General features: G+C 71.7%; 21 protein-coding genes and 1 tRNA gene. 18 read left to right on the top strand and 4 right to left on the bottom strand.

Going from position 1 to position 24,825, the window contains the following annotated elements; all coding sequences use genetic code 11:
* Positions 1 to 57: 57 nt before the first annotated feature.
* A complete protein-coding gene (locus RB608_RS04770; protein ID WP_308086660.1) occupies positions 58 to 651 on the bottom strand; it encodes a 5-formyltetrahydrofolate cyclo-ligase in 594 nt (197 codons plus the stop codon).
* A 29-nt stretch (positions 652 to 680) separates the two neighbouring features.
* On the opposite strand from RB608_RS04770, the gene RB608_RS04765 reads away from it, so the two are divergent.
* The 8 genes from RB608_RS04765 to RB608_RS04730 all read left to right on the top strand — a co-directional run bounded on the left by RB608_RS04765 (position 681) and on the right by RB608_RS04730 (position 6,448).
* On the top strand, positions 681 to 2,087 hold the full coding sequence (locus RB608_RS04765) for a UTP--glucose-1-phosphate uridylyltransferase (RefSeq protein WP_308086659.1): 1,407 nt from the start codon (positions 681 to 683) through the stop codon (positions 2,085 to 2,087).
* Entirely contained in the window at positions 2,080 to 3,279 is a 1,200-nt protein-coding gene (gene glp / locus RB608_RS04760) for a gephyrin-like molybdotransferase Glp (RefSeq protein ID WP_308086658.1), read from the top strand. The genes RB608_RS04765 and glp overlap by 8 nt, the downstream gene beginning before the upstream one ends.
* Positions 3,280 to 3,297: 18 nt before the next feature.
* Positions 3,298 to 3,777: a cyclic pyranopterin monophosphate synthase MoaC gene (gene moaC / locus RB608_RS04755; RefSeq protein WP_308086657.1), complete on the top strand. Its 480-nt coding sequence runs from the start codon at positions 3,298 to 3,300 to the stop codon at positions 3,775 to 3,777.
* Positions 3,774 to 4,277 carry a MogA/MoaB family molybdenum cofactor biosynthesis protein gene (locus RB608_RS04750; RefSeq protein WP_308086656.1) on the top strand — a complete coding sequence of 168 codons (504 nt, stop codon included), beginning with the start codon at positions 3,774 to 3,776 and terminating at the stop codon, positions 4,275 to 4,277. Before moaC ends, RB608_RS04750 begins: the two co-directional genes overlap by 4 nt.
* A 35-nt stretch (positions 4,278 to 4,312) precedes the next feature.
* A complete protein-coding gene (locus RB608_RS04745) occupies positions 4,313 to 4,942 on the top strand; it encodes a GNAT family N-acetyltransferase (RefSeq protein WP_392390968.1) in 630 nt (209 codons plus the stop codon).
* 107 nt (positions 4,943 to 5,049) lie between these two features.
* Positions 5,050 to 5,979: a hypothetical protein gene (locus RB608_RS04740; RefSeq protein ID WP_308086654.1), complete on the top strand. Its 930-nt coding sequence runs from the start codon at positions 5,050 to 5,052 to the stop codon at positions 5,977 to 5,979.
* Between the two features lie 50 nt (positions 5,980 to 6,029).
* On the top strand, positions 6,030 to 6,320 hold the full coding sequence (locus RB608_RS04735; protein ID WP_308086653.1) for a hypothetical protein: 291 nt from the start codon (positions 6,030 to 6,032) through the stop codon (positions 6,318 to 6,320).
* Positions 6,321 to 6,372: 52 nt separating this feature from the next.
* Positions 6,373 to 6,448, top strand: a tRNA-Ala gene (locus RB608_RS04730).
* Positions 6,449 to 6,905: 457 nt separating this feature from the next.
* Here the strand turns inward: RB608_RS04730 and RB608_RS04725 are convergent.
* Entirely contained in the window at positions 6,906 to 7,775 is an 870-nt protein-coding gene (locus RB608_RS04725; protein ID WP_308086652.1) for a dihydrodipicolinate synthase family protein, read from the bottom strand.
* A 220-nt stretch (positions 7,776 to 7,995) separates the two neighbouring features.
* On the opposite strand from RB608_RS04725, the gene RB608_RS04720 reads away from it, so the two are divergent.
* Both RB608_RS04720 and RB608_RS04715 read left to right on the top strand, forming a co-directional pair.
* A complete protein-coding gene (locus RB608_RS04720; protein WP_308086651.1) occupies positions 7,996 to 8,388 on the top strand; it encodes a hypothetical protein in 393 nt (130 codons plus the stop codon).
* Positions 8,385 to 9,278, top strand: coding sequence for an alpha/beta hydrolase (locus tag RB608_RS04715; RefSeq protein WP_308086650.1), 894 nt, complete (start codon positions 8,385 to 8,387; stop codon positions 9,276 to 9,278). The genes RB608_RS04720 and RB608_RS04715 overlap by 4 nt, the downstream gene beginning before the upstream one ends.
* Here RB608_RS04715 and RB608_RS04710 read toward each other — a convergent pair.
* Positions 9,275 to 9,949 carry a GntR family transcriptional regulator gene (locus RB608_RS04710; RefSeq protein WP_308086649.1) on the bottom strand — a complete coding sequence of 225 codons (675 nt, stop codon included), beginning with the start codon at positions 9,947 to 9,949 and terminating at the stop codon, positions 9,275 to 9,277. The genes RB608_RS04715 and RB608_RS04710 overlap by 4 nt on opposite strands.
* 83 nt (positions 9,950 to 10,032) lie before the next feature.
* Positions 10,033 to 11,817 carry a gamma-glutamyltransferase gene (locus RB608_RS04705; protein WP_308086648.1) on the bottom strand — a complete coding sequence of 595 codons (1,785 nt, stop codon included), beginning with the start codon at positions 11,815 to 11,817 and terminating at the stop codon, positions 10,033 to 10,035.
* A 128-nt stretch (positions 11,818 to 11,945) separates the two neighbouring features.
* On the opposite strand from RB608_RS04705, the gene RB608_RS04700 reads away from it, so the two are divergent.
* From RB608_RS04700 to RB608_RS04665, 8 genes are all read left to right on the top strand, one after another.
* Positions 11,946 to 13,133, top strand: a complete 1,188-nt coding sequence (locus RB608_RS04700; protein WP_308086647.1) for a sugar ABC transporter substrate-binding protein — start codon at positions 11,946 to 11,948, stop codon at positions 13,131 to 13,133.
* 39 nt (positions 13,134 to 13,172) lie between these two features.
* Entirely contained in the window at positions 13,173 to 14,720 is a 1,548-nt protein-coding gene (locus RB608_RS04695) for a sugar ABC transporter ATP-binding protein (protein WP_308086646.1), read from the top strand.
* Positions 14,717 to 15,757 (top strand): ABC transporter permease, encoded by a 1,041-nt coding sequence (locus RB608_RS04690; protein WP_308086645.1) that lies wholly within the window; start codon positions 14,717 to 14,719, stop codon positions 15,755 to 15,757. The genes RB608_RS04695 and RB608_RS04690 overlap by 4 nt, the downstream gene beginning before the upstream one ends.
* 32 nt (positions 15,758 to 15,789) lie before the next feature.
* A complete protein-coding gene (locus RB608_RS04685) occupies positions 15,790 to 16,902 on the top strand; it encodes a serine aminopeptidase domain-containing protein (RefSeq protein WP_308086644.1) in 1,113 nt (370 codons plus the stop codon).
* On the top strand, positions 16,902 to 17,771 hold the full coding sequence (locus RB608_RS04680) for a mycofactocin-coupled SDR family oxidoreductase (protein WP_308086643.1): 870 nt from the start codon (positions 16,902 to 16,904) through the stop codon (positions 17,769 to 17,771). Before RB608_RS04685 ends, RB608_RS04680 begins: the two co-directional genes overlap by 1 nt.
* A complete protein-coding gene (locus RB608_RS04675) occupies positions 17,764 to 18,708 on the top strand; it encodes a zinc-binding dehydrogenase (RefSeq protein ID WP_308086642.1) in 945 nt (314 codons plus the stop codon). The genes RB608_RS04680 and RB608_RS04675 overlap by 8 nt, the downstream gene beginning before the upstream one ends.
* 133 nt (positions 18,709 to 18,841) lie before the next feature.
* Positions 18,842 to 19,555 (top strand): YoaK family protein, encoded by a 714-nt coding sequence (locus tag RB608_RS04670; RefSeq protein WP_308086641.1) that lies wholly within the window; start codon positions 18,842 to 18,844, stop codon positions 19,553 to 19,555.
* Between the two features lie 325 nt (positions 19,556 to 19,880).
* Positions 19,881 to 24,755, top strand: coding sequence for an SdrD B-like domain-containing protein (locus RB608_RS04665; RefSeq protein ID WP_308086640.1), 4,875 nt, complete (start codon positions 19,881 to 19,883; stop codon positions 24,753 to 24,755).
* The last annotated feature ends 70 nt before the right edge of the window (positions 24,756 to 24,825 follow it).

The raw sequence follows: 24,825 nt of genomic DNA, 5'->3' as shown, positions 1-24,825 counted from the left end.
GCGATCTGACGACTCGGCGGGTCAATAGTGACGACTCAACGGGTCAGAACCGACGACTCAACGGAAGCGGTGGATCCCCCCGGGGGCGGCGGCCGCGGTGACCGGCCGGTCGTGCGGCTCGGTGGGTACGTCGGGCAGCAGCTCGTCGTCGTACAGCAGCACGCAGGTGAAGGTGCCGACCGGCACCCGCGCGAGGGCGCGGTCGTAGGAGCCGCCGCCGCGGCCCAGGCGCAGGCCGGTGGGGGAGGCCGCGAGCCCGGGGACGAGGACGACGTCGGCGGTCGCGACCGCATCGACGCCGAGCGCCGGGCCCACCGGCTCGAGCAGCCCGCGGCGGGCCGGCGCGAGCGAGGTGGGCCCGCGGTAGGCCGCCCAGTCCAGGTCGTTGTCGGGCAGCAGCACCGGCAGGATCACCCGCTTCCCGGCGTCGGCCAGCTGGTCGAGCAGGGCGGTGGTGCCGGGCTCGGCGCCCACCGAGACGTACGCCGCGACGGTGGCCGCCCGGCGTACCTCGGGGGCGGCGAGCAGGTGCTCCGCGATCGCCCTGGCGGCGGCGCCGACCTCGGCGAGCGGACGGCGCCGGCGGGCGGCGAGCAGCTGGTCGCGGACCGCGACCTTGGCCGCTCCGTGGCACGGATGTGTACCTGTCACCGGACCAGCCTACGATCGGCGGTATGGGTATGAGTGGTCGCAGTGGCGGCCTCGAGAAGGCGCGGGCGAAGATGCTCGACGCAGGGGTCGACCCCGTCGCGATCGACACCTTCGCGCACTACTACCGGCTGCTCGAGCACGGCGAGACCGGCATGATCCCGGAGTCGACGATCGCCCCCGTCGACGTGGAGAGCCTGGCCGACGTCGAGGTCGACGCCGACGTAGCGGCCGACGCGATCGGCAAGACCGTCGCGATCAAGCTCAACGGCGGGCTCGGCACCTCGATGGGCATGGAGCGGGCCAAGTCGCTGCTGTGCGTGCGCCGCGGGCTCTCCTTCCTCGACATCATCGCCCGGCAGGCGCTGCACCTGCGCCAGAAGTACGACGCGCGGCTGCCGCTGCTGCTCATGAACTCCTTCCGCACCTCCGCCGACACGCTGCACGCGCTCGGCCGCTACGAGGACCTGCCGGTGGAGGGGCTGCCGCTGGAGTTCCTGCAGAACAAGGAGCCCAGGCTCCTCACCACCGACCTGACGCCGGTCAACTGGCCCAAGGACCCCGACCTCGAGTGGTGTCCGCCCGGGCACGGCGACGTCTACACCGCGCTGCGCGGCGCCGGCCTGATCGCGCGGATGATCGAGCAGGGCTACCGCTACGTCTTCGTGTCCAACTCCGACAACCTCGGTGCCGTCCCCGACCCGCGGATCGCCGGGTGGTTCGCCGCGTCGGGAGCACCGTTCGCGATCGAGGCGGTCCGTCGTACCCCCTCCGACCGCAAGGGCGGCCACTTCGCCCGGCGCAAGGCCGACGGCCGGATCGTGCTGCGCGAGACCGCGCAGACGCTGCCCGAGGACCTCGAGGCGCTCGCCGACCTCGACCGGCACCGGTTCACCTCGACCAACAACCTGTGGTTCGACCTGCACGCGATGAAGTCGGTGCTCGACGACCGCGAGGGCATCCTCGGCCTGCCGCTCATCCGCAACGTCAAGCCGGTCGACCCCGCCGACCCGGCCTCGCCGGAGGTCGTGCAGATCGAGACCGCCATGGGTGCGGCCATCGAGATCTTCGACGGCGCCCGGCTGATCGAGGTCGGCCGCGACCGCTTCATCCCGGTCAAGACCACCAACGACCTGCTGATCCTGCGCTCCGACGTCTACGAGATCGGCGCCGACTTCGCGCTCACCCAGGTCGCCGCCGGCGTCCCGTACGTCGACCTCGACACGGGCTACTACCGGACCATCCACGAGTTCGACAAGCGCTTCCCCGACGGGGAGCCGCTGCTGTCCCGGTCGACGGCGCTGCGGATCCGCGGCGACTGGACCTTCGGCCGCGGCGTGCAGGTCGTCGGCGAGGTCGAGCTCGACGGCCGGGGCCCGCAGCGGGTGCCCGCCGGCGAGGTGCTCGGGGACCCCGCCGGCGAAGGCGCGGATGACTGACCCCTCCGGATCCGGTCCGGCGGGCAGATCCGCGTCCGTCGCGGACCACCGGGCCCGGATACGCGCCGGCGTCGCCCCGCTCGACCGGTCCGAATCGCTGCCGGTCGACGAGGCGCGAGGCCGCGTGCTCGCGGCCGACGTCGCCGCGGCCCTCGCGGTGCCGCCCTTCGACCACGCGGCGATGGACGGCTTCGCGGTACGCGCCGCGGAGGTCGTCGCGCCGCCCGTGGAGCTTCCCGTCGTGGGCGTGGTCGCCGCCGGCGATCCCGCCCCGCCGGACCTGCCCGCGGGCGCTGCGTACCGGATCATGACGGGCGCGCCGGTCCCCGCCGGCGCCGACCTGGTCATCCCGTTCGAGTGGACGACGGGCACCGACCCGGTCCGCGTGGAGCGGTCGGCCGGCGCCGGCCGACATGTCCGGCGCCAGGGCGAGGACGTCGGGGCGGGAGAGGTCGCGCTGCGGGCCGGCACCCGCCTCGGCGCCGCGCAGCTCGGGCTGCTCACCTCGATGGGCGTCGCCGAGGTCGCGGTCCGGCCGCGACCCCGGCTCGGGGTGATCGCCACCGGAGCGGAGCTCGTCGGCGGCCAGATCCCCGACAGCAACACCCGGACGCTGCTGGCGGCGGGCCGGGCCGAGGGAGCGGTGGCGACCGCCCACGGTCCCGCCCCCGACGACCCCGACGGCTTCCGCTCGATGCTGGCCGCGGCCGCCGAGGTCAGCGACCTCGTCGTCACCACGGGCGGCATCTCCGCCGGCGACCACGACGTCGTCAAGGCGGCGCTGGCCGGGACGGACGGCTTCTGGTTCGGGCCGGTCGCCCTGAAGCCCGGGCGTCCGCAGGGCTTCGGCCGCGTGCGGGCGAGCGACGGCCGCCAGGTCCCCGTCCTCACCCTGCCCGGCACGCCCATCGCGGCGTACGCCGCCTTCCTCCTGTTCGGGCGGGAGGCACTGGCCCGGCTCGGCGGCGCCGCGGGTGCCGCGACGCGACGTGCCCCGCTCGGCGTACCCGTCGCGGCGGGGGACCGCACGGTGGTGCTGCCCGGCGTCTACGACGAGAATGGCCACGTCGTCCCCCTGCCCGGCCATGCCGGGCACTCCCAGCGGCTGCTCGCCCAGGCCGAGGTGCTGATGGTCGTACCTCCGGTGGGGGGCGAGCTGGCCGCCGGGCGGTCGATCGAGGTGCTGTTGTGAGCGAAACCGAGGAGCCCCATGGCTGACGAGCAGGCCCGGCTGACCCACGTCGACGCCTCCGGCGCCGCCCGGATGGTCGACGTATCGGCGAAGGACGTGACCCATCGGGTCGCGACGGCGTCGGGGCGGGTGCTCGTGTCGCCCGAGGTCGTGCGGCTGCTGCGCGGCGAGGGCGTGCCCAAGGGCGACGCGCTCGCGGTCGCGCGGATCGCCGGGATCATGGGGGCCAAGCAGACCCCCGCGCTGGTCCCGTTGTGCCACCCGCTGTCGATCTCGGGCGTGACGGTCGACCTGACCGTCGCCGACGATGCCGTCGAGATCGCCGCGAGCGTCAGGACCACCGACCGGACCGGCGTCGAGATGGAGGCGCTGACCGCGGTGTCGGTCGCCGCGCTCACCGTCGTCGACATGGTCAAGGCCGTCGACAAGGGGGCCGTGATCACCGACGTCCGGGTCGAGACCAAGACCGGCGGGAAGTCGGGGGACTGGTCGCGATGAGCGATCCCGTCGGAGCCGGGGCGTCGGACTACCTGGCCGTCGTGGTCGTGGCGTCGAACCGTGCCGCCGCCGGCGTCTACGAGGACACGACCGGACCGCTGATCGTCGACGCCCTGCGCTCGTGGGGCTTCGTGGTCGGCGACCCCGTGGTCCGCCCCGACGGCGAGCCGGTCGGCGCGGCGATCGCCCTCGCCGTCCGCGACGGGGCGCGGGTGGTCCTCACCACCGGCGGCACCGGTCTGACCCCCACCGACCGCACCCCCGAGGTGACCCGGCCCCTGCTCGACCGGGAGGTCCCTGGCCTGGCCGAGGCGATCCGCGCGGCCGGGGTCGCGAAGGGCGTGCCGACGGCGGTGTTGTCGCGGGGGTTGGCGGGCGTCGCGGGGTCCGCCCTGGTCGTCAACCTGCCCGGCTCGCGTGGCGGGGTCAAGGACGCGCTCGCCGTCCTCGAGCCGGTCCTGCTGCACGCCGTCGAGCAGATCGTCGGGAGCGACCATTGAACGAGGCCCGGCCCGACGGGAGCCCGCGGGAGCGGATGGTCGTCGGCGTCCCCGGACGCGCCTGGCCCAACGAGCTGATCTCCGGCACCGACCCGGTCGTCCGGCTCCGCCCGATCGCCCGCGGCGACGCCCGCGCCTGGCGCACCGCCCGGCGCCGCAACGCGCTGTGGCTGGGGCCCTGGGACGCCACCGCCCCGCCGGGCTCCGACGCGCGGCCCACGTCCTTCCGGGCGCTGGTCAAGCGGCTGCGCCGGGCCGCGCGCCGCGGGACGACGTACCCCTTCGTGGTGGAGGTCGACGGCGTCTTCGCCGGTCAGGTCAGCGTCAACAACATCGTGCGCGGATCGGCGCAGTTCGCGTCGGTCGGCTACTGGATCGACCAGCAGTACGCCGGCCGCGGCGTGATCCCGCGCGCGGTCGCGATGGTGATCGACCACTGCTTCTTCCTCGGTGGCCTGCACCGCATCGAGATCTGCATCCGCCCCGAGAACACCAACTCCCTGCGGGTGGTCGAGAAGCTCGGCATCCGCGAGATCGGCTACGCGCCGTACTTCCTGCACATCGACGGCGAGTGGCGCGACCACCGGATCTTCGCGGTCACCCGCGAGGAGGCACCCCGCGGCGTCCTGATCCGGCTCGAGCGATCCGCCGGAGGCGAGGCTTAGGGTGATCTGCCGGGGGGACCGGCAAATCACATGCGTCACACGAATCAATCTGTGACACACCGATGGACATGCGCCCCGTCCTGAGGTAGCGCTCCTAACCTCTCGGTGTGGACCTCAGCTCACTGATCTTCGTCGCCTTGTTCGTGGCGTGGGCTGTCTACCTCGTCCCGAAGGCGCTGCGGCACCACGAGGAGGACGCCTCCAGCCGTTCGGTCGAGGGCTTCTCCGACCGACTGCGTGTGCTCGCCCGGCGCGAGGCGGTGTCCGCCACCGAGGCCGAGCTCGTCGAGAAGGACCGCCCGGCGGCCAAGGATCGTCCGGCCGTGCAGGAGTCCCGGGTCGAGGAGAAGACGGTGCCCGCCGAGGCCGCCGAGGAGTCCTCCGGCGAGACCGATGCGGAGCCCGCGGCGCCCACCCCTGCGCCGCGCGCCTCCCGTCCGGCCGACCGCCCCGCGGCCCGCCGCGCCGCAGCCCGGCGCCGCCGGGTCTTCAACGTCCTGCTCCTCGCCGTCGTGGTCGTCACCGGCCTGGCCATCGGCAAGGTCGTCGCGTGGGCCTGGCTCGCCGCCCCGGTGGGCCTGATGGCCGCCTGGTTGGTGGCCTGCCGGATCATGGTCAAGCGCGAGCGTGCCGCCCGCGTCGCCCCGGTCCGGCGGCGTCGTACGACGCTCGCCGACGAGGCTCTCGCGGACGAGGACGCCGCGACCGAGCCCGACCTCGACGCCGGCGAGGGCCCGTTCGGCGAGCTGCGCGACGACACCGACGAGATCCCCGTCGTCACGGCCGAGGTGCTCGACGAGTCTGCTGCCGAGGTCGTCGAGGACGGCTGGGCACCGGTCTCCGTCCCCCTGCCGACGTACGTCGCGAAGGCACCCGCGGGCCGCACGGTCCGCACCATCGACCTCGACTCCACCGGCGTGTGGAGCTCGGGCCGCAACGAGGCCGACTCCCAGCTCGCCCGGGAGGCCGACGCCCAGCGCGCCCAGGCCGACTCCGCCGCCGAGGCCGAGCAGCAGCGCCGCGCCACCGGCTCCTGAGGTTCCTGACCGTCCCGGATGGGCTTCCCAGCCGGGGGTAACGCCCAGCCATGAGTCACGACGAGGACGAGGGCACCGCCGCCGACCGCCAGGCCGCCCAGCAGACGCGCGAGCAGGAGAAGAAGTACGCCGACTCCGCCACCGCCGTCTCGCCCGACACCCAAGGCGGCGACCCGGAGGAGGCGATCGAGGAGAGCCCCTTCGGCGGCGCGTCCGCCCGCGGCCAGTCCACGACCTTCGAGGACCCGCCCAAGCCGCGCGGGAGCTCCCAGGCCGACCGTGGCCCGCACGGCGACGACCACCCGCGCCCCGCCGGCCACGCCGACGACGACCGTGACTGAGCATCCCGATTCGGACGCCGCACGACCTGGGTGCTAGCGTTTCTCCTCGCTTGGGGGTGTGGCGCAGTTGGTAGCGCGTCTCGTTCGCAATGAGAAGGTCAGGGGTTCGAATCCCCTCACCTCCACCAAGTACGCAGGTCAGCGACAGGGTTCTGGAACCTCTCACGAGGAGACGGAACCCTGTCTCGTCTTTTGCTCGACACTTCACCGTGTCGCGCTGACCTCGCTGGTGCCTCGAGCGAGTGACTTCTCGGATCCGCGCCACCTCCGGCGGCACCGGGGAACCCAGCGGTGCAGCTGACGCGACGGGACCGCTTCGGACGCTGATAAGGCGTCTTTATGACCTTGCTGGCGGAGTATCGCGATGCGCGCCGACTCCGACATCGACCTGGTCGTCGACGCACCCACCGGGGCCTCGTCGTTCGACTTCATCCGGTTCCGCCAGCTGCTGGAGGCGGTGCTGGGCCGGGGTCTCAACGACATCTGGGCGTATTCATGGCCGCAGGTGCGAAGGAGGGTCTTGCGGCGAGCCGCACCGCGGACGGCCGTCGGCGGGTACGGGCGGACGTCGAGGAGTCCGCTGTGTCACCGGAGGAGCGAGTCGCTCAGCCCGGACAGAAAGCCCGGGTAGGCGAGCTGCGGAGGACGGACGTCGGCGCCGGCGATGATCCCCGCTCGACGCCAGTGCTCCTTGCGGATTGCGATGCTCGTGCCGGGCTGGGTCTCGATGCCCACGCGCGCCGAGACCTTGGCGACCGCTGCCCGCGTGCCGGGCAGGTCGTTGACCTCCCAGGCGCGGACTGCGGCCACGAGGTCGACGGGTCGCGAGATCCCACAGGCGATCGAGGTCGCGCCGGCGATGAGGTCCTCAACCAGGTTGGCGCCACCTAGTCCGCTGAGCAGCCGCAGCTGGGGGAGCGCTCGGGCCAGTTCATGGATGCGCAGGAACGTCGGTGCGGCCTCACACTTCACTGCGACGACCGACGGCACGGCACCCAGGGCCCCGGCCAGGTCGTCGAGCGCGATCGTGACGCCTGTCGGGCCCGGGTAGTCCTGGACCCAGATCGGTAGCCGGCTCTTCTGGTGGGCTGTGCGGAGGCGCTCGGTGAGAGCCCGGGGGTCGGGCGAGTGGACCGGAAGCATGAGCCCGGCCAGGCGGTCCGCTCGCGGAGTGACGACGGTCTGTAGGTCCGCGGCGTGATCGTCGTCGTCGAGCGCCATGACGGTGGCGACGACCGGTCGGTCCTGCGCGTGGTCGAGCACCGTGTCCAGCACGGCGCCGCGCTCCTCGCGGGACAGCGCCGCGGGCTCTGCGATCACCGCCAGCGCCACGAGGCCGTGCACTCCCTGATCGAGGAGAGCTCGGACGTGCGCCGCGAGCGACGCGTGGTCGACGGCCGCGCCGCCACCGGTGAAGGGAGTGAGCACCATCCCCCAGACGGGGACCTCACCCATGTGCGAGCCCCCTGTGGCGATCGACGGCGTCGTGCCCTTGGCGGATCAGCTGGTGTACCCGGATCGAGGCGCCCGCGGCCAGATACTCGTGATGGTGGGTGCTTCTCGCCATGCCGACCTGCATCTGGCTGCTCCTTCGCCCGTGTGATTAGATGCAATCATCAATGTACTGCATCCAATCGAGATGTCGCCAGAATGCCACTGACGGAGGAGATCACCGATGACCGATCACGACCGCAATCAAGCCGTCGGGACGGACCTGCTGTTCGAGAACGACGTCGTGCGCGTGTGGCGCATGCGTCTGTCGCCGGGCCAGTCGTGCTCGCCCCACATGCACGCGAACGACCACGTCCTGGTGTATGCCAACCCGTCGAAGATGGAGGCGCGCGAACAAGGCGGCGACGGCGTGATCCGGCAGCCGTCGGACGAGGGCTTCGTTCTCTATCGGGAGGTGGGTGTCGAGGGGCTGCCGGCCGACCACTGGATCACGAATGTCGGCGACACCGACAGCACGCACTACATCGTCGAGCTGCTCGGGCGGAGCCGGAGCGCCACCGCTCAGCCGCCGGTGCACAACGGTCGGGTGATCCCCGGCCTGGAGACCGACTGGTGAGCGAGGTCTGGCGGGTCAACGGGGTCGAGCTCGCGGTCGCCGCGGTCGGTGACGGTCCCGTGGTGATCCTCGCGCACGGCTTCCCCGACCTCGGGGTCACCTGGCGCCAGCAGGTGCCCCGCCTGGTCGACGCCGGCTACCGCGTGATCGTGCCCGACATGCGGGGCTACGGCGACAGCTCGCGGCCGGACGACCGGTCGGCGTACACCGCACGCGAGGTCGGACGGGACCTGATCGGCCTGCTCGATCACGAAGGCGCCGATCGGGCGCACGTCGTCGGGCACGACTGGGGCGCGCAGTGCGTGTGGCCGCTGGGGGTCGATCATCCGGAGCGTCTCCTCTCCCTGGCCGGGCTGAGCGTGCCGTACGTGCGCCCCGCGCCGGCGCCCCCGATCGAGATCCTGCGCCGCCGCTTGGGGGAGGACTTCTACCAGGTCCGCTTCCAGGCGGAGGGCATCGCCGAGCAGGTGCTGGAACGCGACACCGCGATGACGCTCTCAGCGGCGTTCCATGACGACTTCCAGGCGATCGTCGGGCCCGGCGGACGGAACGACCCGCCCGCGTGGATGAGCGAGGATCTGTTCGCGCACCTCGTCACCGTGTTCCAGCGGACCGGGTTCGATGGCGGCCTGAAGTACTACCGCAACATCGACGACAATTGGCGCGCAGCGACCGAGCGCGACCGGCAGGTCATCGAGGTGCCCTCGCTGTTCGTGACCGGCAGCACGGATCCGGTCGCGAGGTTCATGCGGGTCGATGCGAGTCTGTTCACGGACCTACGGGTGGTCGTGGTCGACGGGGCTGGGCACTGGGTCCACCAGCAGGCGCCGGACCCGGTGGGAGCGGTTCTCGTCGAGCACCTGCGCAGGGCTGACCGTCTCGCGCTCTAGGTGCTCCGCTCGTTCCAGTGCGCCACGGCCTCTACCGAACTGCGGATGTGGCCTTTCATCAAGGTGCGCGCCTGATCAGCGTCCTGGGCGAGGATGGCATTCGCGATGGCTTGGTGCTCTGCCATGTTGCGCGCGATCAGTCGCGAGCTGCCGGCGTACGCGCCGAAGGAGATGTTGTGCGGCAGCTTGCGGCGCAGGTCGGCGATGGCCTGCTGCAGGTAGCGGTTGCCGGATGCCTCCAGGATGGTGGAGTGGAACGTCTCGTTGGACTCCATCCAGCGTTCGGCGAGCTCCTCGCCTGGCCCGGTGTCCTCGAACGCGTCGTTGAAGTCCTGCCATGCGGCGGTCATCCGCTCTGCCTGGGCGTCGTCGATGTGGGCCGCCGCGAGTGAGGCGGCCAGTCCCTCCAGCTCCGCTCGGACCACGCCGATCTCGCGCATGTCCTGGCTCGACTGCCCGTTGACCCGTGCGCCGCGGTTGGGCTCGATCGTCACCAGCCCCTGTGCGGCCATGATCCGGAGCGCCTCGCGCACCGGGGTCCGGCTGGTCCCGAACTCCTGCGCGATCGCGTCGTGCCGCAACCAGGTCCCCACCGGGATGGTGCCGACGATGATCCGGTGTTGGAGCTCGGCGACGACGCGCTCACTCATCGACTCGTTGCTGCTGGTCACCAGGGGCTCCTCGATCGTCCGGTTCACCCATGATTGCATCCCATCGGCTCCGTGCTGCACGGACCCACCGTGCTGTGCGCCGGTCATCGGCCCACCGCGTAGCCCTGCGCACCACGCGGGTTGGCGGCCGCGGACAACCTGCCGGAGTCGTCGTGGGCGGCCAGTGACAGCCGGCCCAGGGACCATCCTCCGGACGTCGTCACCACGTGACCTCGCGACCGGAGCTCGTCGACCAGCCGGGGGTCGAATCGGTCCTCGATCACCACGCCTCCCGGCGTCCAGGTGCGTGGCCAGAAGCTCCCAGGCGCGCTGGTGGTGTGGAACATCGGCGCCTCGATCGCTGCCTGGGGGGACTGGCCTGCGACGAGCGTGCGGAGCAGCAGCACCAGCTGCCACTGGTCCTGTTGGTCGCCGCCGGGGCTGCCCATGGCGACCACCCGTCCGGGCGCGGTCAGAATCGTCGGAGTGAGGGTGGTGCGCGGGCGGGCTCCGGGACGAAGTGCCGACGGGCTGGCCGGGTCGAGGTGCGTCATCTGCAGCCGGGTCCCGAGGGCGAAGCCCAGGTCGGGGATCGTCGGTGAGGACTGCAGCCATCCACCAGACGGGGTCGCCGAGACGGCGTTGCCCCAGCGGTCGACCACGTCGAGGTGGCAGGTGTCGCCGCGGCTCTCGCCGTTCCACTGCACCGTCGGCTCGCCGGTCGTCGGGAGAGTCAGCTCGGTGGCATCGGCGGCGATCAGAGGCGGACGGTACGCCGTGAGCCCGGCTCCGGAGCCTGGACGGAACTCGTGGGACGCGGTGTCCTCGACCAGCTCTCGGCGCTGCTTCGCGTACTCGGTCGAGAGCAGGGTGGCGAGGCCCTCGGCGCTGAGTCCCTCGCCGTAGTGCGCGTCACGGTCGGCCAGCGCCAGCTTGAGCGCCTCGAGCGTACGGTGCAGCCCGTCGGCGGTGTCGAGGTCGAGCTCGTGGTCGTCGTACTGCTCGAGGATGGCGAGTGCCTGGAGCAGTACCGGCCCCTGGGTCCACGCGCCGGCCTTGTGCACCCGGTGCCCGCGAAACTCCCGGCTCACGCTCGGCTCCCAGCGCGCGGCGTACGCCGACATGTCGGCCGCGTCCAGGACGCCGTGGTGCTCCCGACCGTCCGAGTGGGCATGCTTGGACGTGGCGACGAACGCTGCCACGGTCTCGGCGACGAACCCCGAGCGCCACAGGGCTCGGGCGGCGTCGATCTGCTCGGCGCGGGTCGTGCCCGGCCTCGCCGACTCGTCACGTAGGCGGCGCAGTGTCGCGGCCCAGGCCGGGTTCCGGACCACCTCGCCGGCGTGGGGGACCCGACCTCCGGGCAGCCAGAGGGACGCCGAGGCCGGCCACGAGGTGCGGAAGAGCTCCTCCACCTCACCGATGACCCGTGCGGTCGAGGCCAGCAGCGGGTGTCCGTGCTCGGCGTAGTGGAGCGCGAACTCCAGCACATCCCCCAGCGTCCATGTGCCGCGGTCGCGTAGCAGGAGCAGCCACGCGTCCATCGCGCCGGGGACGGCGGCGGCGAGCGCTCCCGAACCAGGGACGGCTGAGAATCCCTCGCTGCGCAGATGCGCGATGCTCGCTCCTCGGGGTGCCGGACCCTGTCCGCACAGCACTGCCGGCGCTCGGCCGGGGCGAGCGACGAGTGCAACGAGGTCGCCACCGGGGCCGTTGAGGTGCGGCTCCACCACGTGGAGGACGAAGCCAGCGGCGGCCGCGGCATCGAAAGCGTTGCCGTTGCGCTCGAGGACGGCCTGGCCGACGGCGGAGGCCACCCAGTGCGTCGAGGCGCACATCCCGAAGGAGCCCTCGAGGTCGGGCCGAGCCAGGAAGGCGGGTGGGTTCATGGGCGTCTCCTCTTGCGGGAATTTCAGAAAATGAAATCCGAGTAGTGACAGATAGGATGCAATCTGTTTAGAGTCTAGTGCAACAGCTACCGCGGTGGTTCGGGGCCGCAGACGAGAAACGAGGAACCATGAGGCGATCGAGGATCCGCCGGTGCGGCCTGGCCGTTGCTGCAGCAACCGTCGTCCTGGCTGCGGCGGGCTGCGCTGACGGAGCGCAGGGCAGCGGCACCGACGACGTGCTGAACGAGACCGTGTCGGCCGACGACGCCAACGAGATCCTCGACGAGCTCGGGGCCGGGCCGGCGGAGGAGTGCACGAGTGGCGAAGGGCTGACGATCGGGTACGCCGCGGTCTGGAGCTCGAACGCCGGTGGGAAGGCCGGCAACGACGCATTCAAGGCTGCCGCCGAGGCGTGTGGCGCGACGGCGATGATCGTCGAGGCGAAGGCCGACGACCCGCTCAACACGATGATCACGGCGATGGACCAGATCGTGGCGCAGAAGGCCGACGCGGTCTCGTTCTTCCCACTGTCCGCCGACGTGATGACCGCTCCCAGCGAGCGAGCCGTGGCTGCCGGGATCCCGGTCGTCGCGGGCGAGGTCACGAACTTCGACGGCGCGGCCACGACCTTCCACCAGGACCGGCTCACGGCGTCCGTCAATGCCGCTCGGCTGTTGTGCCAGAAGTTCCCCGACGGGGGCGACCTGATCTACGGCGCCTATGGCAACCCGCAGCAGGACCTCATCGACATGCAGGCCCGCTTCGAAGAGGAGTTGGACGCGTGCAGCGACGGCGACCTGAGCGTCGTCGGGACCTACGCGAACAAGACCGACGACATCGCAGGCGGACTGAGCACCGCCCAAGCGGTCCTTCAGCAGCACCCGGACGCGGTCGGGGTGGTCGCCTACAGCGACACCAATGCGGTGGCCGCGTCACGTGCCGCCGACAACCTCGGCATGCGCGACCGCCTCACCATCGTCGGGTACAACGCGGACGCGATCGGGCTCGACGCCCTGGCGAAGGGCACCATCGACTACACGTTCGCCTGGGGCCTTCCCGAGCAGCAGCAGAAGGCGGTCGAGGTCCTCATCGCCCTGGCCAACGGGGAGCCGGCGCCGAAGTACGTCACCGTCTATCCCAAGTGCCTGAGCAAGTCGACCGTCGACGAGATGCCCTCGATCGCGGTGCGCACCGAGGGCATCGCCCTGGGGCGCGACCTCCAGCCGACGGGCATCCAGCCGCTGGTCGAGAGCGACGAGCCCATGCTCGAGGCCACGGCCGAGCAGCGCGCAGCCGTCGCGTGCCCCCTGGACTGACGGACCACGGTCGAGAGCAACGGGACGAGAGGAGTGGCGATGACCAGCACGAGCGGTGGGGGCGACGTCTTGTTGCGGATGGCCGGGGTGAGCAAACGGTTCCCGGGGGTTCAGGCACTCGATGGTGTGCACCTCGACGTACGCCGCGGCGAGGTCGTCGGCCTGGTCGGCGAGAACGGGTCCGGCAAGTCCACGCTGCTCAAGATCGCCGCGGGCCGGTACGCCGCCGACGCGGGGGAGGTGTGGTTCGACGGGCGTTCCGTCTCCCACGCCTCACCTGCGGCGGCCCTCGACCTCGGCATCGCCCTGATCGCACAGGAAGTGCAGGTTCAACCGCGGCTCACGGTCGCGGAGAACCTGCTTGACGGCCGGCCCCCCCGGCGGCTCGGGCTCGTCGACTGGCGGCGAGCGAACCGCCAGGCGGAGCATGAGCTTGCCGAGCTCGAGCTCCCCTTGAGTCCGACCATGCTGGTGGGGGACCTGCCGTTGCACCAGCAGCAGATGCTCGCCATCGCACGGGTCGTGCGACGCCGCCCTCGGCTGATCTTGTTCGACGAGCCGACCAGCTCACTGACCGGCGACGAGGCCGGACACGTGTACGCGATGATCCGGAGCCTCGCCCAGCGCGGCGCGGGCGTCGTCTACATCACGCACCGGCTGCGGGAGTACTTCGACCTCACTGACCGAGTGACGGTGCTGCGCGACGGCCGCGATGTCGGCACCCGGGAGACGGCCACGGTCGATGAGGTCGAGCTGGTGCGGATGATGGTCGGCCGCCAGCAGGTCGCGATCTTCGAGCGCCCGGCGGCCAAGGACACCGAGGATCTCACGGACGCACCGACGGCACTCGAGGTCTCCGGCCTGAGCAGCTCCCGGCTGGCCGACGTCGACCTCCGCGTCCGCGCGGGTGAGATCGTGGGGATCGCGGGTCAGGCCGGAGCGGGGCGCACCAGCCTCGCGGAGACCCTCTTCGGGCGGTGGCCCCACACCGGCACCGTGAAGGTCGCGGGGCAGCCGGTGGCACTCGGCTCGCCCAGGGCGGCGATGGGCGCCGGCGTCGCGCTCGTCCCCGAGGACCGCAAGCGAGCGGGCCTGGTGCTCTCGATGTCCGTGCGGGAGAACCTGGCCATGGCCTCCTGGTCCCACCGTGCCAGGTGGGGGATACGGCGGCCCGCCCCCGAGCTCGCGGACACGGCGAGGATCGCGCGTGAGCTGTCCATCAAGGCAGCGAGCCTCGATGTCGCTGCCGGGACCCTCAGCGGCGGCAACCAGCAGAAGATCGCAATCGGGAAGTGGCTCCTCAACGACCTCCGGGTCCTGGTCCTCGACGAGCCGACCCGCGGTGTCGACGTCGGCGCGAAGGCGGAGATCTACGCCCTGGTCGAGGCACTCGCACACCGCGGTCTCGCCGTCGTCGTGGTCTCGTCCGAGCTTCTCGAGGTGCTGCGGCTCGCCCATCGCGTCGTCGTGATGGCGAAGGGCCGCGTCGTCGGCGAGGAGCAGGGCGCCGCCGCAACGGAGGAGTCGATCACTCGGCTGGCGTTCACCGCGCCGGGACCGGAACAGCAGATGGAGGCAGCACGATGAGCTCGAGCGACGACCCCACGGTGAGGACGGCGACAGTGCCGTTCGTGGCCGACCGGCTTACGCCCGGCGGCTGGCGGAGCCGCCTGACGGGCACGAGCGCGCCGGCCTACGCCGTCGCAGCCCTGCTCGTGCTCGTGGTTCTGGTCGAGCTCCTGACCGAGCCGAACTTCTCCTCGTCATCCAATATCACCAATCTGCTGCGGACCGGTGCGGTCCCGATGCTGCTGTGCGTCGGGATGACGATGGTCATCCTCACTGGTGGCATCGACCTGTCGATGGGCGGAATCCTCAGTGTCTGCGGGATCGCTTATGCCAAGCTGGTCATGAGCGGCGTGCCGTCGGAGGTCGCCCTGCTGGTCACCGTGCTGCTCGGGGCAGCCATCGGCTTCCTGGTCAACGGCGTGCTGATCGGGCGGGTGGGGCTCTCGTTCTTCGTCGTCACCCTGGCCAGTGCCTCGCTGTTGAGCGGGTTCGCCCTGCTGTGGTCGGGCAACCGGCAGTACGACCTGTCGTGGGACTCGCTCGCCCGCACACTCGGCAACGACGCTCTCGCCGGCGTGCTCCCGTACGGAGCCCTGCTCGCCGTGCTGGCCGTCGTGGTCGCCGGCGTGGTGCTGACCTACACGGTGTTCGGCCGCTCGGTGTACGCGATCGGCGGCAACCCGGAGGCCGCCCAGCTCTCGGGTGTCCGGTCCGAGTGGGTGGTCCCGGCCGTGTACGGCGTGAGCGGTGCGTGTGCTGGTCTCGCCGGGGTGATGATGATCGGCCGGCAGACGATCGCCGATCCGACCGCCGGCAACAACACGATCGTGCTCTACGTCGTGGCGGCGACCCTGCTGGCGGGGGTCTCGATCACCGGCGGCAGCGGGTCGGTGTACGCGGCGCTGATCGGGACGGCGTTCCTCCAGGTGCTCGCCAACGCGCTTGCGCTACGCGGCTTCAACAACTCCTGGCAAATGGTGGTCACCGGCGCGATCCTGCTGGTGGCGGTGTACCTCGACCGGGTGCGACAACGACTCCTGGCCCGCAGGGCCTGACCGACGTTCTTCCCAGTAGAGAGGCAGATCCCGTGAGTTCCACCCAGACGCCCGAGACGAGCGATGCCGAGATGGCCGCCGAGATGGCGGCAGCGACCCGCTCCCGCGCGGTCGCGGCCGGGATCGACGTCCACGAGTACGACGCCGTGACCGGCGCCCTCACGTCGATCGACCTGTGGTGCGAGACGTTCCGAGGCGTCGCAGCGAGCTACGTGACGATCGCCGAGGCGGCCCGCGAGCAGGGGCGGACCGTGACGAGCGGCGAGGCCTTCCTGACCGCCTCGGCGTGGTACTACTTCGCCGGGTCGTGGCCCAACCCGCATACCACCACCTACCAGGAGGCGGCGCAGGCGCAGGCCGTCGCGCTCACCCTGCTCGACCCGAGCGCCGAGCGGGTCGAAGGGGACCTCTTCCGCGGCGTGCTCCGTCGTCCGACGACGGAGTCCGCCGCCCTGGTGGTGCTCGTGCCCGGCCTCGACGGCGCGAAGGAGGAGCTCTGGTCCCTCGCCGAGGCGCTGCTCGCTCGTGGCTGCGCGACGCTCGTGCTCGACGGCCCGGGGCAGGGCGAGCTCGTCGGCGTCCGTCCGCCGACGACCGACTACCCGGCGGTCGTCCGAGAGGCGCTGGACGTGGTGTGTGCGCGCTTCGAGGACGAGGGCCGGGACGTCCGCGCCGGGATCCTCGCCTGCAGCCTCGGTGGGCTGTACGCGACCGCGACCCTCGCCAGGGAGCCGCGGCTGCGTGCCGGGGTGGTCGTCAGTGGCCTGGTGAAGACCCCCCTTTACGACGATCTTCCGCCGCTGATCCAAGGACTCCTGACGGTGCGCGCCGGCGACGAGGAGAGCGCCCGTCGCTTCACCGGTTGCCTCGACGTCACCGACGCCGCGCGTGCGATCGACGTTCCGCTCCTGGTCGTCGACGGCGATGCCGACCCACTCGTCCACGGCGACTTCACCGGCCGGTGGCTGGCCGAGCACGTCCCCGGTGCCGAGCGACGTGTTGTCGCCGGCGGTGACCACAACGTCGCCAATGCCCGAGCACGGTGGCTGCCCGCGGCAGCCGACTGGCTCGCGCACCAGCTCGACGCCCCGTGGACAGGGCCCTCCAGGCCTGATCCCGTACCCCACCTGACACAGGAGGATTGATGAACAGCTCGTTCGAGGGGAAGACCGCCTTCGTCACCGGCGGCGCCCGAGGCCAGGGCCGAGAGGCGGCCATCGAGTTCGCGCGCCGCGGCGCGGACGTCGTCGTGGTCGACATCGCGGCCGACATCGCGAGCGTGCCCTACCCACTCGCCTCGAAGGAGGATCTCGAGGAGACCCGGGCGATGGTCGAGGCCGAGGGGCGCGCATGCCTGGCGCTGGTCGCGGACGTCCGCGACCAGGCCGCGCTGGACGAGGCGGTGGCCGCGACGGTGGAGCGGTTCGGCCGCATCGACGCGCTCCTGGTGAATGCCGGCATCTACGACTGGTCCGACAAGCCGCTGTGGGAGACGTCCGAGGCGGCTTGGGCCGACCAGATCGGCGTCTGCCTCGAGGGCGCGTGGCGCACCGCCAAGGCGGTCGCACCGTTGATGGTCCGGCAACAGAGCGGCGCCATCGTCTTCACCTCCTCGAACGTCGGGGTCGAGGGTGCGCCCTGCAGCGCGCCGTACGTCGCGGCGAAACACGGAGTGATCGGGTTGATGCGGGTTGCCGCCCTGGAGCTCGGCAACCACAACGTCCGCGTGAACGCGCTGCTGCCCTCGACGACGGACACGCTGATCAACGATCACCCGGCCGGGTGGCGCCGCGCCAGCGGCAAGCCGGACGGGACGCGTGAGGACTACCTCGACGCCGTCCACCAGTGGACCGCGATGCGCAACGTCGGAGCGCTTCCGCCCCGAGCGGCGGCTCTCGCGGCAATCTGGCTCTGCTCCGACGACGCCGCGTTCGTGCACGGGATCCAGCTGCCCGTCGACGCCGGGCACCTGGCACTCCCCGGCTTGAACCCGTGGCCGGTCCGCGATGCCTGAGTCGACGATGCGGGCGCTGGTCCGTGACGCGGCCACCGAGGCTGGGGTACGGCTGGCCACCGACGTCCCGGTCCCGCAGCCGGCGCCGAACGAGGCCTTGGTGCGCACCAGCGCCGTCGGGCTGAACTTCGGCGAGGTGAACGCCGGCATCTTCGACCTCCCGGACGGCACCGTGCCGGGGTGGGACTCCGCGGGGGTCGTCGAGCGCGCGGCCGCAGACGGATCGGGCCCGCCCGCGGGCGCGCTCGTCGTCACGCACGGCGGGCTCGGCGGCTGGGCGGAGCTCCGGGCCGTCCCTACCAGCTGGCTCGGTACGGCGCCGGCGGGGACCGACCCTGCCGGTCTCTCGACGCTGCCCGTCGCTGCGACGACAGCGCTCCGGGCGCTGCAGATCACCGGAACGCTCGGGAAGCGCGTCCTGATCACCGGCGCCGGCGGCGGTGTCGGCCGGTACGCCGTGCAGCTCGCGCGTCGTGGGGGAGCGCACGTCGTCGCGTCGACCACGAGCCCGGCCGAGCTCGGGCCGCGGCTGCGCGAGCTCGGCGCGGACGAGGTCGTCGGTCACCCGAGTGACATCGACGGTCGTCTCGACGGAGTCGTCGACCTGGTGGCCGGTGACCAGCTCGTTGCGAGCTACCTCGCGTTGCGGCCCGGGGGCGTGGTGGTGGCCGTCGGCCACGCCACGGTGACCGAGACCGTGTTCCCGGTCGGGGCGTTCCACGCGCACGGCGGCCTCCACGACCGCCGGCTGGTCACCTTCCATCTGCACGGGGGACCGCCGCCCGGGGACGACCTCAGCCTGCTGGCGACCGAGGTGGCGGAGGGGCGACTCGAGGCCGAGGTCACCTGGCGCGGTCCGTGGGACGATCACGCGACACCGTTCGCCCTGCTGCGCCAGCGCAAGCTGCACGGCAAGGCTGTGCTCGAGGTCGCATGATCGAGCTGCCCCCAGGCGGACCTGCTGGGCCTTCGGCATCGCTCCGCACGACGGCACCAGGGTCGCCTCGCTCCGGCGGTCCCGCGACTGCAGGTCGCCGGCCTCGACACGTCCTGACATCGGCGGAGGCGCCGTGAGCACCGTGCCGGAACGCCCTCAGCTGTGGGCGATGATCGCACTGACCTTCACCACCGGCATCGTGGATGCGATCGGATTCCTCGGCCTCGACCGGGTCTTCACCGGCAACATGACCGGCAACGTGGTCATCCTCGGAATGGCCTTGACGGGCGCGGACGGGCTGCCCGTCGCGGGTCCGCTGCTCGCCCTGGCAGGGTTCATGGTGGGCGCCGCTGTCGGTGGCCGAGCACTGCGTGGGGCCGCACCGGGCTGGACGCGACGGACGACCGGCCTCCTCGCCGCGGTCGGCTTGCTGCTGCTCGCGCTCGGCGTCGCGGCTGGCAGCGTCGGCACTGAGCGCGAACCGATCGCCCTCGCCGTCACGACCACGCTCGGGGCGGCGATGGGGTTACAGGCCGCGACAGCCCGCTTCCTGGCGGTCAAGGACGTCACCACCGTGGTCGTGACATCGACCCTGACCGGCCTCGCTGCCGACTCCCGCCTCGGCCTGGGCACCAGGTCCGGCTCGTGGCGCCGGCTCGCGGCGGTCGTCGCGATCGGGCTCGGCGCTCTCACGGGCGCTCTGCTGCTGCGCGCCGGCCTCGGGTGGTCGCTGGTCGTCGTCGCGGTCATCGTCCTGGTGACCACCTTCGCCGCCGCGGCGACCGGGTCCCGTGCCGCAACAGGATCGGTGCCCGCTTCCAGCCGGCTTCCGGGCGGCATGCCATGAACGGGCCCGCATCTTCGGCGGGCCCTGTCGTGGCCCTGAAGCCACAGAACTGGTCCACCTCCTAGACGTTCCGGACGGCGCGATCTGACGCGAAAAGACAGTGCGAAAGGTCATCCTCGTCCAGGCGTCCGCGGAGTTGCCGCCGAGCTGGTGCGGAGATCAAAGTAGCGGCATTGACCGGCCCTAGGGAGGGGCCGATGTCATGGAGCGGTTCCGGGTGCTGCTCGCGATTGGTCCGCATACGGAGGGAATCTCAGTGACCAGCTCCAACCCGGCGTCTATTGGCGCGCCGGAAAACAGTTCGCATGTCCGACCCGTGCTCTCGATGACGATCGCGCTGCTGCTCGCCATCCTGACGGTGGCCGGCATCAGCCCGTCCGCCGGCGCGGCCGTGCCCGGCATCACCAGCAGCCTGCTCAAGAACGGCCAGCCGGTCGCGCCGGGCACGGTGCTCGCGGAAGGCGACAAGCTCAAGCTGCGCGTGCAGTACGACCGCGGCGTCGGTGCCGGCACGTCGGTGGAGTTCGAGTTCGGCCCGAACGTCGAGGTGTCGAAGCCGAGCGGCAACGAGGCGATCGAGTCGATCACCCAGACGGGCAACAAGGTCGTCATCACCTTCAAGGACCCGTGGCCCACGACGGTCAACCAGGGGGTCTTCGACATCGACCTGACGGTCGACTCGGTCGAGCACAGCACCAAGGAGCCGATCACCTGGAAGATCGACGGCGACCAGAGCTCGGTGCCCGTCGTCATCGTCAACAACGGCGACCAGCCGGCGAACGTGACGAGCGAGCGGTACGCCAAGAAGCTCAACGGCTCCGACCGTCCCAGCGGCAACCCCCTGGTCTGGCCCAACAACCGGGTCACGGTCACCGACGGCGTCGTCGCGGTCTCCCCGGCGATCCTCGACGACACGCTGACCTACCGGCTCGAGGTCGACACGCCCAACGCGGGCCCGGCGCGCACCGACTGGGAGATCGCCGACACGCTGCCGTCCGGCCTCGCGTACGTTCCCGGCTCGTTCGCGGCCAAGCTGACCTCCTGGGACGACGACCTGCTCAACCGCACGGTCCAGGACCCCTTCCCCTTCGCTCCCACGCTGAACGGGGACTCGTTCTCCACCAGGGTCGACCTCCCCGCGCCGTCGCTGCTCAGCGTCGAGTACAAGGTCCGCGTTCCCGACGAGGCCGCGCGTCTCGCCCTGCAGACCGCACTCCAGGCGAAGTACGACGCCCTGGCGGCCGGCGCCGGCCACGGCACCTTCCAGATCGAGCTCAACAACACCGCGAGGTTCGGCGGCAGCATCGAGCGGACCGCCCACCTGCGCCTGCGGGGCACCGTGGCCGACCCGAACCCGGGGCCGGACCTGAACGCTGCCTTCGCCAAGAGCGCGAGCTGGTCCTCGCGCAACGTCGAGACCGACGCCGACGGTGACCTCACTCCGCCGGAGGACCTCACCTACACCCTGCGCGCTGACCTGACGAGGTGGGACAACGACGGCGCGAACCCGAACCGCGTCCTCGGCCAGAACGTCGTCATCCGCGACGAGCTGCCCACCCAGGCCACGTGGAAGACCGGCGACCCGGGCTTCCTCACCACCGTCGGGCGCGGCTCCGGCGGCGCCGGCGGCCTCACGCTGAGCGACGCTGGCACCTGCCCGGGCACCACGGCCGCGGACTTCCGCGGCGACGCCTTCGTCGGCAGGTACTGCGTCAGCGGGCAGGTCCTGCTGATCAACGTGGGCAAGGACGACGCCACGAACGTCGACATCCGCGCCAAGGTGCTGGTCAACAGCGTGACCGGGCTGACCAAGGCCGGCTCGACCACGATCGCCGGCGCGACGGCGTACCGGCTGCGCAACACGGCCACCTTCGACTACACCACCGGCAGCCCGGCCTCGCGCCAGGTCGACGTGACGATCGTCGAGCTCCCCGACGGCACGGACGGCTACAACGACGAGACCGTCTTCGCCAAGTCGGGTCTCGCCAGCAGCACCGAGGTCGAGCCGGGTGAGTCCACCACGGTCCGCTACACCTTCCGCCTCGCCGGCGGCAAGGGGATCGACGCCACCAAGAGCCACATCGTCGACGCCGTCGACCCCGACCTCTTCGTGCTGCCCGGCACCCTGTCCGACGTGATCGTCCCCGGTGACGGCAGCGGCGGCAGCAAGTACGACGGCCAGAACCTCGACGCCTCGCACCTCGTGGTCACCAAGATCGGCAGCGACCTGAAGATCGAGCTCAGCGACGCGGGCAAGGCGCTCGTCCGGGCCCGGGGCACGGACAAGGAGTGGCGCGTCGTCATCGACCTGACCACGCGCCCGATCGGAGCGGCCGGTCCGCCGCCGGTCAAGGAGACCCTGGAGATCCGCAACCGGGCCGTTCTCCACGGCGAGGACGAGAAGACGCACTACTGGTCCGAGCACACGACCGAGTCCACGTCGTACGGCGACGAGGCGGAGGTCCGCAAGCGGGTCTTCGACCCGTGGGACGAGGAGTGGGTGCCGACCCTCAAGGCCTACGTCGACGCCGACGGCACCTTGATCCGGGACCTCTACACCTACCGGGTCGAGTTCCTGCCGCACGGCAACTTCAACGGCGTGGTGATCAGCCCCGTCGTGGACAAGCTGCCGGCCGGAGTGAGCTTCGTCGGCTTCGTCGACGAGGCCGACGCCGCCACCGGCGCGGGTGCCGTCACCGGGCCGCGTGACATCGGTGGCAACCTCCAAGCCGTCTACGACGCGGCCGGGCGCACGGTGACCCTGCGCCAGAAGACGGGCACGGTGCTCGACGCCAGCCAGCCGATCGCGGCGTACCTCGTCGTCAGGGTGAACGACCCCTCCGACGTCACCGAGCCGATCGTCAACATCATCGACGACAGCCACGCCACCATCGAGCCCGGCGACCCGCCGAGCATCGACATCGAGAAGTGGACCGTCGAGCCGACGTCCTCCGGTCCGCTCTACGACGCGGCCGGGGCGCTCGTCAACGACGGCTTCTACGGCGACTTCGACGCGGCCGGCCCCGGCAAGGAGCTGACCATCGACGAGGCTCAGCAGATCCGGTTCACGATCTCGAACGACGGCGGGGAGCCCCTGACGGACATCGAGGTCTCCGACGAGCTGGTCTCCGGCGCCGGTGTCGTGCAGGACCTGGCCTGCGCGTTCCCCGGTGGCGCGACGCCGGGCACTCAGTGGTCCGGTCCGTTCCAGCCGGGTGCGAAGTTCGAGTGCACCGGCACGCTCACCCTGGACGGCTTCGCCCAGAGCCACGTCGACCGGGCGAGCGTCACCGGGATCGGCATCCACTCGCGGGAGAAGGTCACCGACGACGACCCGTGGCGGGCGCACACGCGGCCCAAGGCCGTGTCGGTGGGCGACTTCGTGTGGCTCGACGAGAACCGCGACGGACGCCAGACCACGGGCGAGCCGGGCATCCCCGGCGTGCTGCTGGAGCTGGTCGGCCCCGACGGCCGGCCGGTGACCGACATCGACGACCAGCCTGTGGCGCCGGTCCGGACCGGCCCTGACGGCGAGTACCTCTTCGAGCGGCTTCCGGCGCTGACCGGGACGGAGACCTACACGGTGCGGATCGTGGCCGACGACCCGCAGACCCTCGAGGTGCTCGAGCCGTATGTGCCGGCCCCCGCCGGCCGTGGCGACCGTGCCGGCGACTCCTCCACCGGCGAGGTCTCGACCCTTCCGGGCGAGCTGCAGGACGACGGTGCGCACGACCCGACGCTGGACTTCGGGTTCATGCTCAAGTCGTACGCCGTGGGTGACGTGGTCTGGATCGACCGGGACCGCGACGGGATCCAGGACACCGACGAGGGGCCCCTGGCCGGCGTACGCGTGGAGCTGACCGACGCCGACGGCGATCCGGTCAGGGACGTGCACGGCGACGTGGTCGGGGCCACGACGACCGACGCCCAGGGCCGCTACCTGTTCGACGAGCTGGGAGAGGGCGACTATCGGGTCCGCTTCACGCTGACGTCCGACCAGGCCGCGCGCTACCAGTTCACCGCCACCGAGGCGGGTGACGACGTGAGGGACTCCGACGCCCAGGTGCAGGCCGATCCTGCCGAGGGTCTGACGGCCTCGTTCCGGCTCGGCGACACCAACACCGCCCTCAGCCGCAGCTATGCCGACCAGCCCTTCGAGGCCACGCAGGGCGTGGACCCGACCTGGGACGCGGGCGTGGTGCTCAAGCGGGTCTCGGTCGGCGACCTGGTCTGGCTCGATCAGGACCGTGACGGCCGTCAGGACGCCGGCGAGCCCGGCATCCCGGGCGTCGTGCTGGTCCTGGTCGGTCCGGACGGCCGGCCCGTGACGGACGTGTTCGGCCAGCCGGTCGGGCCGCGGACGACCGACGCGGAGGGGCGCTACTCGTTCGACGATCTGCCGGCCCTGACCGGATCGGACACCTACCGTGTGCAGATCGACCGCACCGCCTCGGCGAAGGCGCTGGCGCCCTACACCCCCGCACCGGCCAAGGTCGGGGACCGCGAGGGCGACTCGGACCTGTGGGAGGCCACGTCGCTGACCGGTGGGCTGGGCGAGGACGGGGATCGCGACCCGACGCTGGACTTCGGTTTCGTGCTGAAGAGCTACGCGATCGGCGACGTCGTCTGGATCGACGAGAACGGCGACGGTCGCCAGGGCGGGGGCGAGAAGCCGCTGGCCGGCGTACAGGTCGAGCTCCTGGACGTCCGCACCGGCGGGGTGGTCGCCTCGATGCTCACCGACGCGGCGGGCCGCTACCTGTTCGACGACCTGCCGGCCGGTACCTACCAGGTCCGGTTCACGCTGACGAAGCAGCAGGCGAAGAAGTACGCGTTCACCCGCCGTGACGCCGGCAGTGATGACGCGCGGGACTCCGACGCCCACCGGGTGCGTGGTACGACCGGTCCGATCGTGCTCGACGACAGCAACACCGCGTTGGTGCGGTCCTACGACCGGACCGTCGGTGCCAGCGAGGGCATCGACCCCACCTGGGACGCGGGGGTCGTCCCGACCGGGGACGTCGACGGCGCGAGCGCCGGCGAGCGTAACGGCGGCGGTGTCGCCGGAGTCAGCAGCTCCGCTGGCCTGCCCGGCACCGGCTCGCCGATCGGCATTGGCCTGATCATCGCCGCCCTGGTGCTGATCCTGGGCGGGGTCGCGTTCCTGGTGACCGGACGGCGCCGGGGTGCGCTGGACTGATCGATGACGAGGACGGGGATCGGGGCTCAGGCCCCGGTCCCCGTCCGGCTGTCTGCTCGGCCCGGCGGGT

The sequence above is a fragment of the Nocardioides sp. LHD-245 genome, from assembly GCF_030929495.1.
GTDB lineage: Bacteria > Actinomycetota > Actinomycetes > Propionibacteriales > Nocardioidaceae > Nocardioides.
Note: the sequence above shows the minus strand (reverse complement) of the source record. Positions and strands in the feature narration are given on the sequence as shown.